Genomic DNA, 15,174 nt, shown 5'->3' on the forward strand with positions numbered 1-15,174 from the left:
ACAACAAACTATAAACCACAAACCATAAACGCCATCTACGAAGCTCAATCAACCACCATAGCATTAATTTGCCCTCAACAACGGTATTTTCACATAGAAAGTCGTTCCTGCTCCTTCTTTGGTCACAAACCAGATCTCTCCTTTTGCCTGTTCAACAATACCTTTACTCATCGCCAGGCCCAGACCGGTGCCTGATGTTTTGGTCGTGAAATTAGGCGTGAAAATGCGCGACTGGGTTTGTTCAGGAATTCCCTCGCCGTTATCGGTTACACTTACCGTAATATATTCGCCATTCAATTGTTCATTCATCCGTATGATCCGGTGCTCGCGGTTGGCGCAGGCCTCTACCGCATTCTGCAGCAGGTTGGTGAACAGGCGGTTCAACTGGGTGCGGTCGGCAAATAACAATACCCGTTGCCCCACGGGCGTCCATTTGAAATCGAGGTTGCCGCCCGTATTGTATAAAGAAGCAAGGGATTGCAACATTTCATGCAGGTCGAAGACCTCGTTCTTCGGGTTGCCAATATTCGCAAACTGCGAAAAATCGGAAGCGATCTTCGACAGGTGATCGATCTGTTCTACCAGCGTTTTCGCCACATTGGTTGTTAGCTTTTTCACATCGGTCTGGTTATTATCGATGGCTTTCTGCAGGTATTGAATGCTCAGCTTCATGGGCGTGAGCGGATTCTTGATCTCATGCGCTACCTGCCGGGCCATTTGCCGCCAGGCGCCTTCGCGTTCGCTTTTAGCCAGCGCTTCGGCACTTTCTTCCAGCTTTTGCACCATCTTGTTGTACTCGCGCACCAATACGCCTATTTCATCATCCCGTTTCCAATCGATGGCTTCGTTCACCTTGCGCAGGTTCACTTCACGCATTTTCTGACTGATAATGGTAAATGAATGGGCAATCCGGTTAGTGATGATCAGGGCAATACCACCTGCCACCAGGAAGATAAAAGCAATGAGGTTGATCACAGTGACCACAAAGTTCGAGATCTCCTGCTTCAATTCACCCTGGCTGCTGTAAGAAGGAATATTCAGGAATGCCACGGCATGACCCCGCTCGTTGCGGATAGGGGCATAAATACTCAGGTAATCCAGTTTCCCCACCTGTTCATTGGTAACGGTTTGTACCTGCTGTAAATGATACAGGCGGTAATAGGCCAGCGGATTCATTTTATTGCTTAATACCCCGCTGATATAAATATTCATATCGGGGTTCGAAGTTACCCGCAAACCTCCGATGGTGTCGTATAAGTTTACATCCATGCCATGCACTTCGGATATTTCCTGGATCAGCCTTTCCATCTGTTCGCTGAACACCGGTTCGTAAAACACCGTATCATAAGAAAATGAATGGTGCTGGTTGATGTGCGACTGCACCTGGTTCACCATGATGCCCATGGCACGGGTAAGCCGGTCCTGGTTATTACGCTGGTACCGGTTGATGAAGAACAGGATCGTGGCCACACCGATCACCACAAAGGACAGCAAACTCACCATGAGGATGGTGCTATGGATCTGCGACCGGATATTTAACTGAAAGACCTGCTTCAACTCTGACCAGTGGAAGCGGCTGCGGATAATGACCGAACTTAACCGGTAAAATGCCAGCAGGAATAAAAAGGTGCTGAACAGGTACGCGAACAAGGTAATGGCCTCGATGAACGTATTGCTTTTACGGGCAATGATCACCACCTTGTCGGAGGAAGGCCGGTACCACAATTCTTCAAATGAATTATTGCGGCGCCGTTCAAATTCGTTCTGGGGTATGAGGTAGGGCGACAAATGCGTTGGAAAAGCGTAATCATTATAATTCCTTATCAGGTTTCGCGTACTGTCGTAAATGGCGTAGGAATACACGGATGAATACTGCTCGGGCAGCATTACATTGGTCTGCTGGAACAATTCGGGTGTAAGCGCTTCATACTTTGAGCGCCGCGGATCGGCCAGAATGAAAAGCGTGCCCAGCTTTTGTTTGTTATTATAAGCTTCGCGCCTGAAGATGTAAGAGAACTTATCGAAGGACTGCTCAAAATAGCGCATGCCGGGGATGGCTGTTTTTTTACCCTGGATCTGGAAGATGGTGTTCAGGGTATCGTACGACGCCTGCTGGTCATTGTATAAAGGTGCATCTGCCGAGTCGAAGGTGAAGATGCGTAAATTATACCGGTAATTCAGTTCAATACTTTTCTGAACGATGCTGTCTTTGAGGTAGGCATTGGTTTGCGGTTTGCTGAAGCGGCCCATATTCTGCACCACAAAATTGCTATCGAGGTATGCCAGGGTAACGCTCAGCATATGCTCACTCGAGGGGTCGGCCTGTAAGGCCAGTTTCTCGGCGAAACGTTTGCGTTGTTCCAGCTCAATTTTGCCATTCTCAAAAACGATCACGGCCGACATCGAAAAGGAAAACACAAACAGCCAGAATAATACGCCTGACACATTCAACCTTAAATTGTGACCGGCAAAAATGCGCTGCTGCATCAGCCACATAAAAGCCAGCAGCCATAGCAGTACGTAGAGGTTCAACTCAACAATGCTGTTGTTGCCCGTGAAGGTGAGTATCACCAGGCCGATGCCGGCCGCTATAATGAACATGAAATAATTACGGTCGCCAACCAGTTTTCCCGATGCGGTGAGTAAGATCTGCGACAGGAAGAAATAACTCAGCGCCAGTGTCGCCAGCACCACAAAACCTACGAAGCTGTAGGGCGTTGCAATGAGGCTGAAGAAGTTGGTAACATTGAACGAGATCTTGGCATCTGACACCATGGTTTGCAGGATGGCCGCAAACGTAAAGGTTACGATCACCAGGGCGCTCACTGCAGCGCCCAGCACCAGCCAGTTCTTCCAGGGCTCCGGGTAGGGGCGTATGGAGGCAACGTTTATCCGCCGGTTAATAAAAGTGACCACCCAGCAAAACAGGAGGGCATTGATCATGAGATCGCCCAGTGAACTCAATACATAGCTGGAGCCATAGATGGCCGGGTCAAACAGTTCAAACTGGCGCAAGGCAAGGATGTCGGGAAAGCCGTAGACGATCAGGCGCAGGGCGCCCAGTACACCGGCGAGCAAACCCACGCCATACCAGGTACCGTAGAGGCGGCCCACATAGTCGGCCAGTTGGTGCAGGAACAAAAACAACAGGAAAAAACCAACGAGCATGACCGATATGACCCAGATATTATTGGGTTTGCCATGCATGGTGTTCTGTTGCAGGTAGAACAAAACGTCCCCCGACAAACTTTTTACCGGGAAATCGGTCACCGTATTGGAAATATCAACCTGCCGGGTAGCGCCTTTCACGCCCAAAAATTCCTTTTGAAGATTTTCGGTTTCCACATTATACTGCCACTTGCGCATCACCGGTATCAGCGCTTCTGCCACCAGGCGGCGGTCGTTCCGTAACAACAATACCTTGGCCGTATGCACATAATAGCCGTTCGACAAACGTTCCCAGCGGCTGTTCATACTGTCTTCCGATACATACAGCCCATTGGACAAGCGCTCCATATGGTTGGCCTCGTTGTCTTCCCGGGCTCTTTTTACCGGCAGGATCAGTTGCGTATTCCAGAAAAGCAGCACAGGCCTTGCGTCATATTCTGTTTCGGTTTCGTCGTAGATGTACAGGCCATATCCCCTTTCCGTATCGAGCAATCGTTGCAGCGTCGCTTCGCTATAGGTTTGATCAACCAGCGAACCCATTAAGGCGGTGTCACTGGTGATATGCTGAAAGTCTTTTTCCTTTTCCTGTATCCTGTTTTGAATAAGATGGGCAAAATACCGGGGAGAAGTAACGTCGGTGACATACCTGTTCAAAAAATAGGCAAGTGTAAACAGGCTGATGGCGGCTAATAATGTATATGTCTGCCTGTTTAATAATTTGTGCTGCAATTGCTTCAAGTATCGGGGTTTTGTTTTTTGATCGAGTTCCAAATGGCATCCATTTCCGCCAGGGTCATATCGGCCAGGGCTTTACCCTGCTGTAATGCCAGTTGTTCCATCCGGGTGAACCGCGAAATAAATTTCTTATTGGTTTTTTCAAGGGCGTTCTCTGCGTCTATCTGCAAAAATCGTGCATAATTGATCAGTGAAAACAGCAGGTCGCCAAACTCCTCTTCGATCCGGTGCTGTTCATTGGCGGCTACCGCTTCATGCAGTTCCCGGGTCTCTTCGGCGACCTTATCCCAAACCTGGTCGCGGTTATCCCATTCAAACCCTACCTGGCGGGCTTTTTCCTGCAGGCGGGTAGCTTTTACCACGGCCGGCAGCGACAGCGGAACTCCACTGAGCACGGACTTCTTTCCTTCTTTTAACTTTAATTTTTCCCAGTTCTGCTTTACTTCTTCTTCATCTTTTACCTGTATATCGCCATAAATATGCGGATGGCGGTGAATGAGCTTTTCACAAATGCCATGGATGGCTTCCGCCAGGGTAAACTGTTGTTGTTCAGCGCCTATTTTGGCGTAAAAAACCATATGCAACAGCAGGTCGCCGATTTCTTCTTTAATGCCCTTCCAGTCGTTGTCGGTAATGGCATCGGCCAGTTCATACATTTCTTCAATTGTCAAAGGCCGCAGGGTTTGAACCGTTTGCTTCTTATCCCAGGGACACTTCTCGCGCAGGTCATCCATAATTGTTACCAGGCGCATAAATGCATCCGCTACCGCTTGTTGTTGTGCCATATATCAACCAATTTGTTAAAATTTAAACACTGCAAATAAAAAGAATGCCGTGAACAGGAAAAGGAGCGACAGGAAAGCGAATGTATTCAGTATAAAGAATTTGAGCAGTGTTTTTCCCCTGCCCTGCCCATAGAACTTACGCATGGCTTTGTAGGCATACCATACTCCATATAACAATACTGCCGCTTCGAGCCAGCCCAGCCAGTCCCAGTTCAACGACTCCCGCACTTTCATAATACCAAAGTATATCAACAGGTCAATGAAGGTAAAGATATACAGATATATTAAAAATATGCCGTGTGTTACATACAGGAACTGCTTGCGCCTGATGTACAACAATTTCAGGTAAAAGGCATAGAGTGGCAATGAAACGAATAGCATATACGGAAATAAATGCGTGAATTTCTGCAACAGATCTTTCAGCATGGCGTCCCTGTTGCCATTATACCGCGTTTGCACTTCTATTTCCCGGTGTTTCGCTTTCCGTTCCAGCCAACTGTCCCGCTCTTTAGCCGGCAACGCCTTCTGTGCAGAATCATACTGGGCAACGCTGCTATATTTCTGATCGGGATTAACAATATTGAACTCGTACCGCGCCTTCCTTTTCTTTGCCCGCTCAGCTCTTTTCTGTTCTTTTCTTTTCATTTTCTCCTTCCACTCATCGGTTGTTCCGGCGGTATCTGCCTGCAGCGTTGACAGGTAAGGTTGCACCGCAATGCCAAAGGCATTCTCGATCACAGCAGAATCGTTTTCATCCTTTGCATGCGACAATGCCTGTAATTTGGCCGAATCAAGACTGTTTTTCGTGACTTCCGCGTCTTCCACTTCTTTTTTCTGCCGTTGCCGGTCAAGCATATTAAAGCTGAAGATGGAATAAAAGATGATAAAGAATACAGCCGAAGAAAATACATACATCCTGATGGGATGCAGGTAACGGGCACGGCGGCCTTCAATGTATTCTTTTGGCAGAAATCCCGGGCGGGTTATCAAGTACCTGGTAGTGCTGAAAAATTTGCCGTCGTAATGGGTGATGTCATAAAAAAAGTGGGTGATCAGGCCCCAGACAGTTTCTTTTGGCTCAACATTTTCCTGCCCGCAATTATGACAATATCTTCCATGCAGGGCAGTATTACAATTCAGGCAGATCTTCTCATGTCGCTCTTTACTATGTGACAAAGCAGAAATTTTAACTAAAAATAAGGAAACAGGCTATTTTACAGAAAAATTCACAGTTACGTTGTATTATTGGACCAAATTCTTCGTTACTAAAGCGCTAAAAAAATAAGCTGTTTATAATATGACCAGAATCTTGGGGTTATCTCTTCTTATTAGTTTTATTGCTCATACCGCATACAGTCAACATTACTATAATGACCTGGTGATGAGTAACGAAATTGTTAAAAAAAGGGCAGTATACCAGGCCAACAAAGTAAGATCAGTTAGAATGACCAGCTTTGATAACAACAACCAGCCCATCGAGGGTTTTGGCGGTTCCCAGGCGGTGGCAGCTAACTATGCTACCATTACTACCGAAACCGCTACCAGCCTCAGTGGCAAAGATGAGATCACGCATTATTTTAACGAGAAGGGACAGCTGACGCAAAGCATCGATACCACCGACGGCAACAAGGTGATCATTCAATACGCATACGACGCCAATAATCTTATTACCAGTATTACCAATACGTCTTTTTCACCAGGTGGTTATACCACCAGGGAACAACACCTGTGGTTCTATAACCAGGCCGGTAAACCGGAAAAGATGCTGAAAATAAAGAACAGCACAGACACCACCGTCGTGACTTTTAAACTGGATGAAAAACAGAACGTGGCGGAAGAAAGAAGCGTACATGGCGGTGTTGAACAACCGGTGATCTATTATTATCACGACGACAAAGGCCGTTTAACCGATGTGGTAAGGTATAATAACCGCGCAAAAAGGCTGTTACCTGATTATATTTTCGAATATGATGATGCCGGCCGCATTGCGATGATGCTGGTAACTACTGCCGGCGGCGCTGATTACCAGAAATGGATGTACAAATACGATGAAAAAGGATTGAAGCAGCGGGATGAGTGTTACGGGAAGAATAAGATGTTGATCGGGAAGATTGAATACAGCTATAGATGATGTGCTGATTTGCTGATTTGCTAATGTGATAATGTGATAATTTGATAATGTGATAATGAAATACAATGAATACAATGCGATGATGTGATAATACAGGCAAATGGCGGGATGTCATAATAGCCACTGAAGGCCGGACAAGTTGTGATAATGAAATTCAATGGGCAATTTGCTAATGCAGATTGCCCATTTTTGATTTCAATATTATTCGGTTTAAGCAGTATTTCAACGCTCTATCCGCCTGTTACCAGATCTCGATAGCGGCTTCCATTTGACGGTCGCCGGAAACCTTTATAACCAGCTTACTGGCAATGAAGCTATTGCCTTTATATTCGGGAGAAGCGGAATAGCTCAGGTTATGGCCGGCCGCCAGCAGCTCTTCAATGATACCATCAATACGCGCTTTCTCTTCCACCACAAATCCGGGTACATAGATGATGTTCATAGCAAGATCCTGTCCGCCCCAGTCCAATGGCATTAAATGTAGTTTCACCAGCTCCTTACGGGCATATAATTGCTCGGCTTTCTCGTAGCTGTCGATATGGGAATAATCCGGGGAATGCTGCATCGTATTGCGTTGAGGGGCACAAGTTACAAAATGGTTACCAGTTGCCGGTTACCGGTTACCAGTTGCCGGTTGCCGGTTCGCCGGTTACCGGTTACCAGTTGCCGGTTGCCGGTTCGCCGGTTACCGGTTACCAGTTGCCGGTTACCGGTTACCAGTTGCCGGTTACCAGTTACCAGTTACCAGTTACCAGTTACCGAGTGGCCGAGTGGCCAATTGACCATTGACCATTGCCCATTGACCATTGACCATTGACCATTGCCCATTGACCATTGACCATTGACCATTGACCATTGCCCATTGCCCATTGACCATTGACCATTGCCCATTGCATCCCTGCAACCTGTAATCTAAAACACTTCCATCGCATTTAATGCGCATTGCTCACTGACTTCTTCGGCCAGACAAGGCTGGTGATATAGGCCACCAACACACAAATAAGCACAGCTGCGGCCGGATACAGGAAGAAATTGATGACCCCTGCGGCCTGAATGAAATACAAACTGATGGCGCTGACAATAAAGCCGGTAATAATTCCGGCGCTATGCACGCGCGGAAAGAAGATTCCGGCCACAAACATACCTGCCAAACAGCCACCGAATAAACCGATGATCTTGATATACTGATCCCAGATGGAGGCATTGCGCAGGTACACCATGTACACGGCAATCAAACATCCCAAAGCACCGAGGATTACCGTTGTCCAGCGGGCAAATACAAATCGCTGTTTATCGGTGCTCGCTGGGCGTGCACTCTGGTAAAAATCGGTGGTGATCACCGTAGCAATGGAATTCATGCTGCTGCTGATGGTCGACATGGTGGCTGCGAACAAACCAGCGATCACCAGTCCGGCCAGGCCCGTAGGCAATTGATTACTGATATACCAGGGAAAAACATCATCAGTACGGCCATGCGGGTTCAATGCGGCGGGATGATGCCGGTAATACACCCATAACGCGGTTCCCACGCTGAAAAAGATGAGGGAAGCGGGTATTACCAGGATGGCATTGGTATAGATCGATTTTTTTGCTTCTTTTTCGGTAGATGTGGTAAGATAACGTTGCACCACCACCTGGTCTGAAGAATAAGTAACCAGCTGCGTTAGAAAACCACCCACAAAAACCACCCACAATACCGGCTCGGTGATGGTCCAGTCGGTAATGGCTAAGCGGAATTTGTCGTGGTCCATGGCCTCGGTGAATAATTGTCCGAACCCGCCATTCAGCGAGCCGGCGATAAAGAACAAGGTAGCCAGTGCGCCACCCAGCAATACACCAACCTGCATTACTTCGGTCCACACCACGGCTTCAATACCGCCCGATACACTGTACGCCGTAGTGATGAGGCTGGTGCCGATAATACAGATGAAAATATTGATACCGGTCACTGCACTCAGCACCAGGGCAGGCAAATAGATGACAATGCCCAGGCGGCTTACCTGGAAGAGAACAAAAGTTAAACTGCCCAGCCATTTTACCTGGCGGTTGAAGCGGATGTTCAGGTATTCGTATACGCTGGTGAGCTTTAGTTTGCGGAAATAAGGCAGATAGAAATATACTACGATGGGCGCCACCACTACGATCATTACATTGTTCAGCAAATAAACCCAATCGGTAGCATAGGCTTTGGCCGGAATGGCAATAAAGGTAAGCGCACTGAGTTTGGAACCGAAGATGCTTAAGCCGGCTGCCCACCAGGGAATTTTTCCGCCGCCAAGAAAGAAGCCACTGGTGGTTCGCTGCATATTGCGTGACACAATAACACTAATGGCAATGACCAGCAGAAAATAAATGCCCACGATCGTCCAGTCTAACAGGCGGAACCCCCCGGGCGGCTGCACCGGTGTGGCCATTAAGACGCGGTTGGTGCGGGTGCCTGGGCGTACTTCGCCGCCTGGCAGCACGAGATTGCCATTCCAGACAACGGCCGTGGTGGTTACCGGCGCCCAGGTACTGGCCAGGGGATTACTGGCGGCATCTGCTTTTTTATCGGTAATTACCTGGCCGATGGTGCTCCAGCTATCGGTTAATGAATTATACATTACTACTTCCCGCGAAAAGCCCGGATGTTTTTCTTTCAGGGTCGCATTCTGGTCGAAATAATTTCCATTATCACCACCAAATAATAACAAGTGTGTTTGCCCGGTAGTGAAGGCTGGTGAAGGTGCTGCCGCTACAGATTGCGGACAATCTGCAATGCGGCTCCAGCCGTTACCGGGTATGTATTTGTAAGCATCTTTTAAGAAACTGCGGCGAACGCTGCTGTCACCTGCCTGTTTTGAAATAGACACGCCGCTGATCAAGTAGAAAGCGCCTTCCTGGGTACCGGCCACTGCCAGCATCCTGGCTGGTCCGGGCCAGCTTTCCAATATGGTCCATTTGCGTTGGGCAGCAGGCGCCGCCAGGTCCATTACCCAGAAATTTTTTTCCGCCTGCGTAGCCGTTGGCGATGTTATACCACCGGCAATATAGAATTTGGTTCCAATGATAAGACCACATGCATTCGCCAAAGGCGCGGGTAAAGCGGGCAGGTTCTCGGTTTCAATACGGCCATTTTTGTAACGCAGCAAAAACACCTCGCTATAATGTTTTTGGGCATCACTGCCGCCGGCAAAAATCACCCCATCCTGAAAAGTACAGGATACGCCATATGCAAGCGGATGCGGTAATTTACCCACCTGTTTCCAGTTGCCATCCGGCTGTTCCAGCACATATATATTGTCGTACCAGGTTTTAACGCCGCCATTCCAGGGGGCGCCAGCGCCGAAATTGGAACCGCCTGCTACCAGTAAGGCGCCGTTCGATACGCCGGCAAAAGATCCGGCCAGGCCCGTTTGGTCAGGGATAGCAGGTAACTGGCTCCATTGCAGGTAGGTTTTGGTGGAATCCTTTCCGAAGCTGGTTAAACTTACAAGGAGAAAAATTATATGGAAGAAGCTTTTTTTCATATTGCATTACATTATGGCTGGTAGTAAATGGTAAGTGACTAGCTATTTACCACCAGCCATTCAGCGTTTCACGCCTGTTCATCACTATTATTCAAATCGATTCCCTTAAGACACTACACTTGCCGCTTTCGGCTTACATACCCAATCAAAGAAACCGATACTTTTCAGGTCAGCTTCGAGTAACCTGTATTCATGTTCTTTAAACGGATTCAGCGGAAAACGCACGTTGCCACAGTCACAGCCGATCAGTTTCATCATCGCTTTTTGCGCCCGCAAACCGCCATACTTTACGATCACCCGCACCATTTCTACAGAAATATATTGCAGGCGCTGGGCCTCTTTCAGATTACCCCGCTTGAATTCTTCCATGAGCGCATTGTACAATGGCGCAATGAAATTATAGGTGCTGCCGATGAATCCTTTGGCGCCGGTAGCCAGCGCGCCTAAAAGCATTTCGTCGGTGCCGTATAATATATCGTATTTATTATTGCTGAAGTTAACACATGCCTGGTAATCGTGGATCAGCGGTGCCGTATATTTGATCCCGGCAAAAGAAGGAATGGCCTCCCCTGCTTTTTCCAGCAGTTTTACCATGTCGAGACTGATACCGGTGAGCGCCGGAATATTGTAATAATATAACGGTAAAGCGGGTGCGCCTTTAGCGATTTCCTGCAGGCAGGCTACCAGCAGATCGATGGAATCTACCTTAAAATAGGTTGATGGCGTTGCGGAAATATAGTCAGCGCCGATCTCCTGTGCATGGGCTGCCAGTTGCCGGGCTTCGGTAATACTGTTATGCCCCACGTGCACAAACACCAGCAATCTTTTATTGGCTGCTTTCACAAATGCGGCTGCCAATTGTTTTCTTTCTTCCGTGGTCAGGGACGGTCCTTCGCCAGTGCTGCCGCAAACAAACATGCCTTTTACCTTATTATCAATTAACAGGTTCACTACATCGGGTATCTTACTGAAATTGATCGTTCCATCAGGATGCATGGGTGTAAAGGGTGCAGATATTAATCCATTAAGATGGCTCATGTGTGTGCTCATTATATTGTATTAAAAAATTTATTGGGTCAACAATTCCCTGGCATTCAGTTTTTGAAAAACAATGGTCTCATAGGGTCTGTTCTTTCCTGCTTCGTATAAACAAATGATGCTTCCATCGGGTGAAACAGCCATACTTGAATAAGCGGAAGGCCCTGCATGCAAAGTGCGGATGACCGGCCAGGTCTTTCCTTCATCATAACTGGCCCTGATGGTCATGTTGATCCGTTTGGCGGAAGCAGGGTTCAGGAACAGCATTGTACTTTTCGTTTTTTTCGTTGGCCAGGCATAGCGAATAATACTGGCCTGGCAAACCGGTTCCATCAGCTCTGGTACATCAACGGGGCCCGTCCAGCTAATGCCACCATCATAACTAATGGCATGGGCGCGGCAATTGCGTTGAAAATAAGAGCGCATGTTCATGAGCAGGGTGCCATTACCATCTGCCACTTCCACCACCTGGCACTCGTTCATCTTGGGCGTAATGGTGCCACCTAATTGCCAGGTAGCGCCATGATCGTCACTGTAGATACTATGCGAGCCCATTGACAAATGTCCCTGTGCTGGAATAGTGGTTGAATCGTCATAACTAAAGTCGCAGGGTATTACCAACCGGCCTTTGTGCGCACCATTCTTTATTTGAATGCCAATGCCCGGACCCGTTGCATACCAGCCCCATTCCTTTTTCTTGGTAGTAGCGGTAATATTTTCCGGCGCCGACCAGCTAAGTCCATCATCCTTGCTCCTGCTGATCCACACGGTGCGCGTACTGCGGCTTAGCTTTTTATTGATGGCTTCTTCTTTGTCATCGCCCAGGTTATGACACATGATCAAACAAATAGTACCTGTTTCTTCATCTACTACCGGACAGGGATTACCACAGGTATTGGTACTGTCGTCCCAGATCACCTGCTGTTTACTCCAGGTACGACCACCGTCTGTTGAGCGTTTTACTAACATGTCAATATCACCGGCATCGGCGGCGTTGTTCTTCCTGCCTTCGCAGAAAGCCAACAAAGTGCCTTTGGTGGTAGTTACAATCGCCGGGATCCTATAGCTTTTATAGCCGTCTGTACCTGAAACGAAGAGCGAAAGGGTGTCGGGTTTCGTTTGGGCACAAACGGGAGTGCTTCCACTTATGAGTGTAATAAAACCAATGAACAGGAAAAATCTTACTATTTTCATGGCGTTAATCTGTCTGTTTTTTATTTATCTCCTGGAGGGCGGGTGCTTCTGCATGCAGCAGGAAAAACTCCGACATCATTTCATGTGCTATCGCCTGCAGTTTGGTTACTTCGCCTTCATCGATGCCTTTGTAGGGCCAGCGTAAACGGGTACCTACATGCGACCAGCCGCCGATAGCTGCGAGTAATTTATCCGCCGCCTGGTTGCTATAGCCGTGGATACTGATAAAAGGTTGAATGTACTGGCTCATGAACAATTGGATCCATTTCTCAATGTTCAATGCCCGCGGCAGATCGGTCAACATCAGTTCATACCATTGTTGCGCTGCCGCGGGATGCAAACAGGCGACATTTGAATAAGCGCCATGAGCGCCTAAACTGATCCCCGTTGCCAGGTGGTGGCCGGGAACAAAGATCGAAATTTCGGGCGCCCATTTTTTCATGGCTGTATACCAGGCCGCATCTCCACCTACGGTCTTACAACCTACCAGGTTGATGCCGGCTTCTTTCAGCTGGTAAAATTCTTCAGGCGTCAATCTCTTTTTGGCATGGGGCGGATTGTAGAGCACCAAACCAACAGGTGCTGCTATTTCGGTTAATACCTGCAGATAGTAAATCACTTCCCGCATCGCCGGGGCCGACCAATCGGGCAGGATCACCTGGATGGCGCCGGGCTGCAGGGCTGCTGCCCGCTTTACGCGCTCGCGCGCCATCACCGGACTGGTATGACAGGCGCCGATCTGAAAAGGCAATCCGGCGTTTTTACATTTATCGGCCAGGATATTACTGACGGTATCGAACTCCTCCTCGGTTTGATTATAGAACTCGCCCGCCGTGCCGTTTGAATAGATGCCATCCACCCGCATGCGGATCAAGAAATCTATTTCTTCCGACAGCTTATTGTAATTAATACTGTCATCGTCATTAATCGGTAATAACAAAGTGGCCCAGTTACCTCTTATATCTGCTGCCTGTAGTGGTTTCATTGTATACCCCTGAAGGGGGAAATAAGTTTAATATTCAAATTCTTTATTGTTACCCGGGCGTCGTGCGACCGTCAGTTGCGGATGCTCACGCTGAAGGGCAAGCCCCTGATAATGCAGCTTACAGGTCTTTGCCTGTTAACTAATAGCCATCCGTTTGACGCAATTCGCCGTTATTCGCCAATACGTTGGCAGCCAGCGGCCAGTACAGGGGCGTGGTCTTTCCAACCAGGTTGGGTACATAGGTGTATACATTGATGGTTCCGCCTTTATGGAAACGCACCAGGTCATACCAGCGCTTGTTCTCAAAGAATAATTCACGGCCACGCTCATCCAGGATCTCTTTTTCGACACTAGGTCTGTCGGCACCGCCGGTATAATTACCGATGCCTGCCCGGGTACGGGTCTTGTTCAGGTATTCAATGGCCTTGGTGGTATTGTCGATACCGGCGTAGGCTTCCGCCGCCATCAGGTATACTTCCGCGAGGCGGTAGAGGATGACATCATTATCGGGCACCCGGTCATCAGCATATTTATTACCGGGCAATTTGGTGATCCAGGAAATTTTGGGAGTAGTACCCTGCCTTTCGGTGATCCAGGTAAACGGAATGCGTTTGTCATTCACCGCGAACAGGGCTTTTGATTTTGCACTGATCTGGTAAGCGCCCTGGCCGTTGGCTGTAGTGATGCAATAAGGGAGGCTATCCTTGTTCGTGGCGCCGGCAATACCTGCTTCGTAAGGCAGGGCATTGATGGCGTAATTGTTAAAGCTCTCATCGCGGTTAAAATAGGCAGCGATGATGATCTCGCTGTTGGCGCGTGAAGTAGTTACTTCTTTAAACTCTGTGCGCAGGGCAAGACCAGCTGTTTTTTCTACCTCGATCACTGCAGCAATAACATCGTTGAAATCACCGGCGCCGCCGCCCAGCACTTTGGCGCTCCACAATTTGGCATCTGCTTTCAATGCCTGCGCTGCCACGTAGGAGAAACGGTATTTACTGGAGATCGTTTTCTCAGGGAAAAGGCTTATTGCCTGATCGAGGTCGGCTATGATCTGCTTCATTACATCGGGTGCTTTCGACCGGGGCAATTGAGGCACATGTTCATCAGTGATGGCTTCAAGCATTAACGGCGTGTCGCCGATAATGCGGATGAGGCTGAAATAAATGTAAGCCCGCAAAGTATAGGCTTCTGCCATCACTTTTTTCTTCGCATTTTCATTGGTAAAGTTAAAGTTCCCGATCCTGGCCAGTAACAGGTTACAGTTGCCAATGGCCTTGTACCAGTTGGTGTAATCGAAGGCGCCGGTAGTAGGGGTTATATTGTGCGTCCACGCCTGCGTGAAACGCGAGTTCAGCGCAGAGATCAGTTCCTCGCTGCGCTCCGTTCCATAGGTAATATTATTAGCTATACCGGTGATGTTCTGTGGACCGGTTCGGGCCGATCCCCGCAGGTACATATATATTCCGACCACGTAGGGCTCAAAATCACTTTCATTTTGAAAATAGTCGGCATCGGTAATATTCGAATCTGTTTTTGCTTCGAGCAATTTCTCGCAACCAGTGCCTATCAACAGCAAACAGCAAGCTGTAATTAAAAGAAATAATCTGTTCATATGTTGTAATTACAATC

11 protein-coding genes are annotated in these 15,174 nt (G+C 48.1%); 2 read left to right on the forward strand and 9 right to left on the reverse strand.

The annotated features are described in order from the left end of the window. Window positions 1–63: 63 nt before the first annotated feature. Genes JT717_RS11630 through JT717_RS11640 form a run of 3 tightly spaced genes read right to left on the reverse strand, consistent with a single transcriptional unit; the run spans window position 64 to window position 5,864 of the window. On the reverse strand, window positions 64–3,906 hold the full coding sequence (locus tag JT717_RS11630) for a sensor histidine kinase (RefSeq protein ID WP_205510639.1): 3,843 nt from the start codon (window positions 3,904–3,906) through the stop codon (window positions 64–66). Further along, window positions 3,903–4,688, reverse strand: a complete 786-nt coding sequence (gene mazG, locus JT717_RS11635) for a nucleoside triphosphate pyrophosphohydrolase (RefSeq protein ID WP_205510640.1) — start codon at window positions 4,686–4,688, stop codon at window positions 3,903–3,905. The genes JT717_RS11630 and mazG overlap by 4 nt, the downstream gene beginning before the upstream one ends. A 15-nt stretch (window positions 4,689–4,703) precedes the next feature. After that, the gene (locus JT717_RS11640; protein WP_205510641.1) at window positions 4,704–5,864 is read right to left on the reverse strand and encodes a DUF3667 domain-containing protein; all 1,161 of its coding nucleotides are present in this window, start codon (window positions 5,862–5,864) and stop codon (window positions 4,704–4,706) included. 121 nt (window positions 5,865–5,985) lie between these two features. Between JT717_RS11640 and JT717_RS11645 the strand changes: the two genes are divergently transcribed. Further along, complete coding sequence (locus JT717_RS11645; RefSeq protein ID WP_205510642.1) at window positions 5,986–6,819, forward strand: hypothetical protein; 834 nt, start codon at window positions 5,986–5,988, stop codon at window positions 6,817–6,819. 241 nt (window positions 6,820–7,060) lie between these two features. Here JT717_RS11645 and JT717_RS11650 read toward each other — a convergent pair whose 3' ends face one another. After that, complete coding sequence (locus JT717_RS11650) at window positions 7,061–7,384, reverse strand: hypothetical protein (RefSeq protein ID WP_205510643.1); 324 nt, start codon at window positions 7,382–7,384, stop codon at window positions 7,061–7,063. Between the two features lie 41 nt (window positions 7,385–7,425). Here JT717_RS11650 and JT717_RS11655 point away from each other — a divergent pair, with 41 nt between their 5' ends. Beyond that, on the forward strand, window positions 7,426–7,608 hold the full coding sequence (locus tag JT717_RS11655; RefSeq protein WP_205510644.1) for a hypothetical protein: 183 nt from the start codon (window positions 7,426–7,428) through the stop codon (window positions 7,606–7,608). 143 nt (window positions 7,609–7,751) lie between these two features. Here the strand turns inward: JT717_RS11655 and JT717_RS11660 are convergent, their stop codons facing one another. From JT717_RS11660 to JT717_RS11680, 5 genes are all read right to left on the reverse strand, one after another. Then, window positions 7,752–10,328: a sodium:solute symporter family protein gene (locus JT717_RS11660; protein WP_205510645.1), complete on the reverse strand. Its 2,577-nt coding sequence runs from the start codon at window positions 10,326–10,328 to the stop codon at window positions 7,752–7,754. Window positions 10,329–10,433: 105 nt separating this feature from the next. Then, window positions 10,434–11,378, reverse strand: coding sequence for a dihydrodipicolinate synthase family protein (locus JT717_RS11665; RefSeq protein WP_205510646.1), 945 nt, complete (start codon window positions 11,376–11,378; stop codon window positions 10,434–10,436). A gap of 18 nt (window positions 11,379–11,396) precedes the next feature. Further along, the gene (locus JT717_RS11670) at window positions 11,397–12,560 is read right to left on the reverse strand and encodes a sialidase family protein (protein WP_205510647.1); all 1,164 of its coding nucleotides are present in this window, start codon (window positions 12,558–12,560) and stop codon (window positions 11,397–11,399) included. A 4-nt stretch (window positions 12,561–12,564) separates the two neighbouring features. Then, window positions 12,565–13,545 (reverse strand): dihydrodipicolinate synthase family protein, encoded by a 981-nt coding sequence (locus JT717_RS11675; RefSeq protein ID WP_205510648.1) that lies wholly within the window; start codon window positions 13,543–13,545, stop codon window positions 12,565–12,567. Between the two features lie 139 nt (window positions 13,546–13,684). Further along, a complete protein-coding gene (locus tag JT717_RS11680; RefSeq protein WP_205510649.1) occupies window positions 13,685–15,157 on the reverse strand; it encodes a RagB/SusD family nutrient uptake outer membrane protein in 1,473 nt (490 codons plus the stop codon). Between the last annotated feature and the right edge of the window lie 17 nt (window positions 15,158–15,174).

Origin of the sequence: Longitalea arenae, assembly GCF_016924755.1 — a bacterium.
In the GTDB taxonomy this organism is placed as follows: Bacteria; Bacteroidota; Bacteroidia; order Chitinophagales; family Chitinophagaceae; genus Niastella; species Niastella arenae.

Bases quoted from the DNA above. Each gene is read 5' to 3' on its own strand.
- mazG (WP_205510640.1), bottom strand. From the start codon at position 4,688: ATGGCACAACAACAAGCGGTAGCGGATGCATTTATGCGCCTGGTAACA.
- JT717_RS11645 (WP_205510642.1), top strand. From the start codon at position 5,986: ATGACCAGAATCTTGGGGTTATCTCTTCTTATTAGTTTTATTGCTCAT.
- JT717_RS11650 (WP_205510643.1), bottom strand. From the start codon at position 7,384: ATGCAGCATTCCCCGGATTATTCCCATATCGACAGCTACGAGAAAGCC.
- JT717_RS11660 (WP_205510645.1), bottom strand. From the start codon at position 10,328: ATGAAAAAAAGCTTCTTCCATATAATTTTTCTCCTTGTAAGTTTAACC.
- JT717_RS11665 (WP_205510646.1), bottom strand. From the start codon at position 11,378: ATGAGCACACACATGAGCCATCTTAATGGATTAATATCTGCACCCTTT.
- JT717_RS11670 (WP_205510647.1), bottom strand. From the start codon at position 12,560: ATGAAAATAGTAAGATTTTTCCTGTTCATTGGTTTTATTACACTCATA.
- JT717_RS11675 (WP_205510648.1), bottom strand. From the start codon at position 13,545: ATGAAACCACTACAGGCAGCAGATATAAGAGGTAACTGGGCCACTTTG.
- JT717_RS11680 (WP_205510649.1), bottom strand. From the start codon at position 15,157: ATGAACAGATTATTTCTTTTAATTACAGCTTGCTGTTTGCTGTTGATA.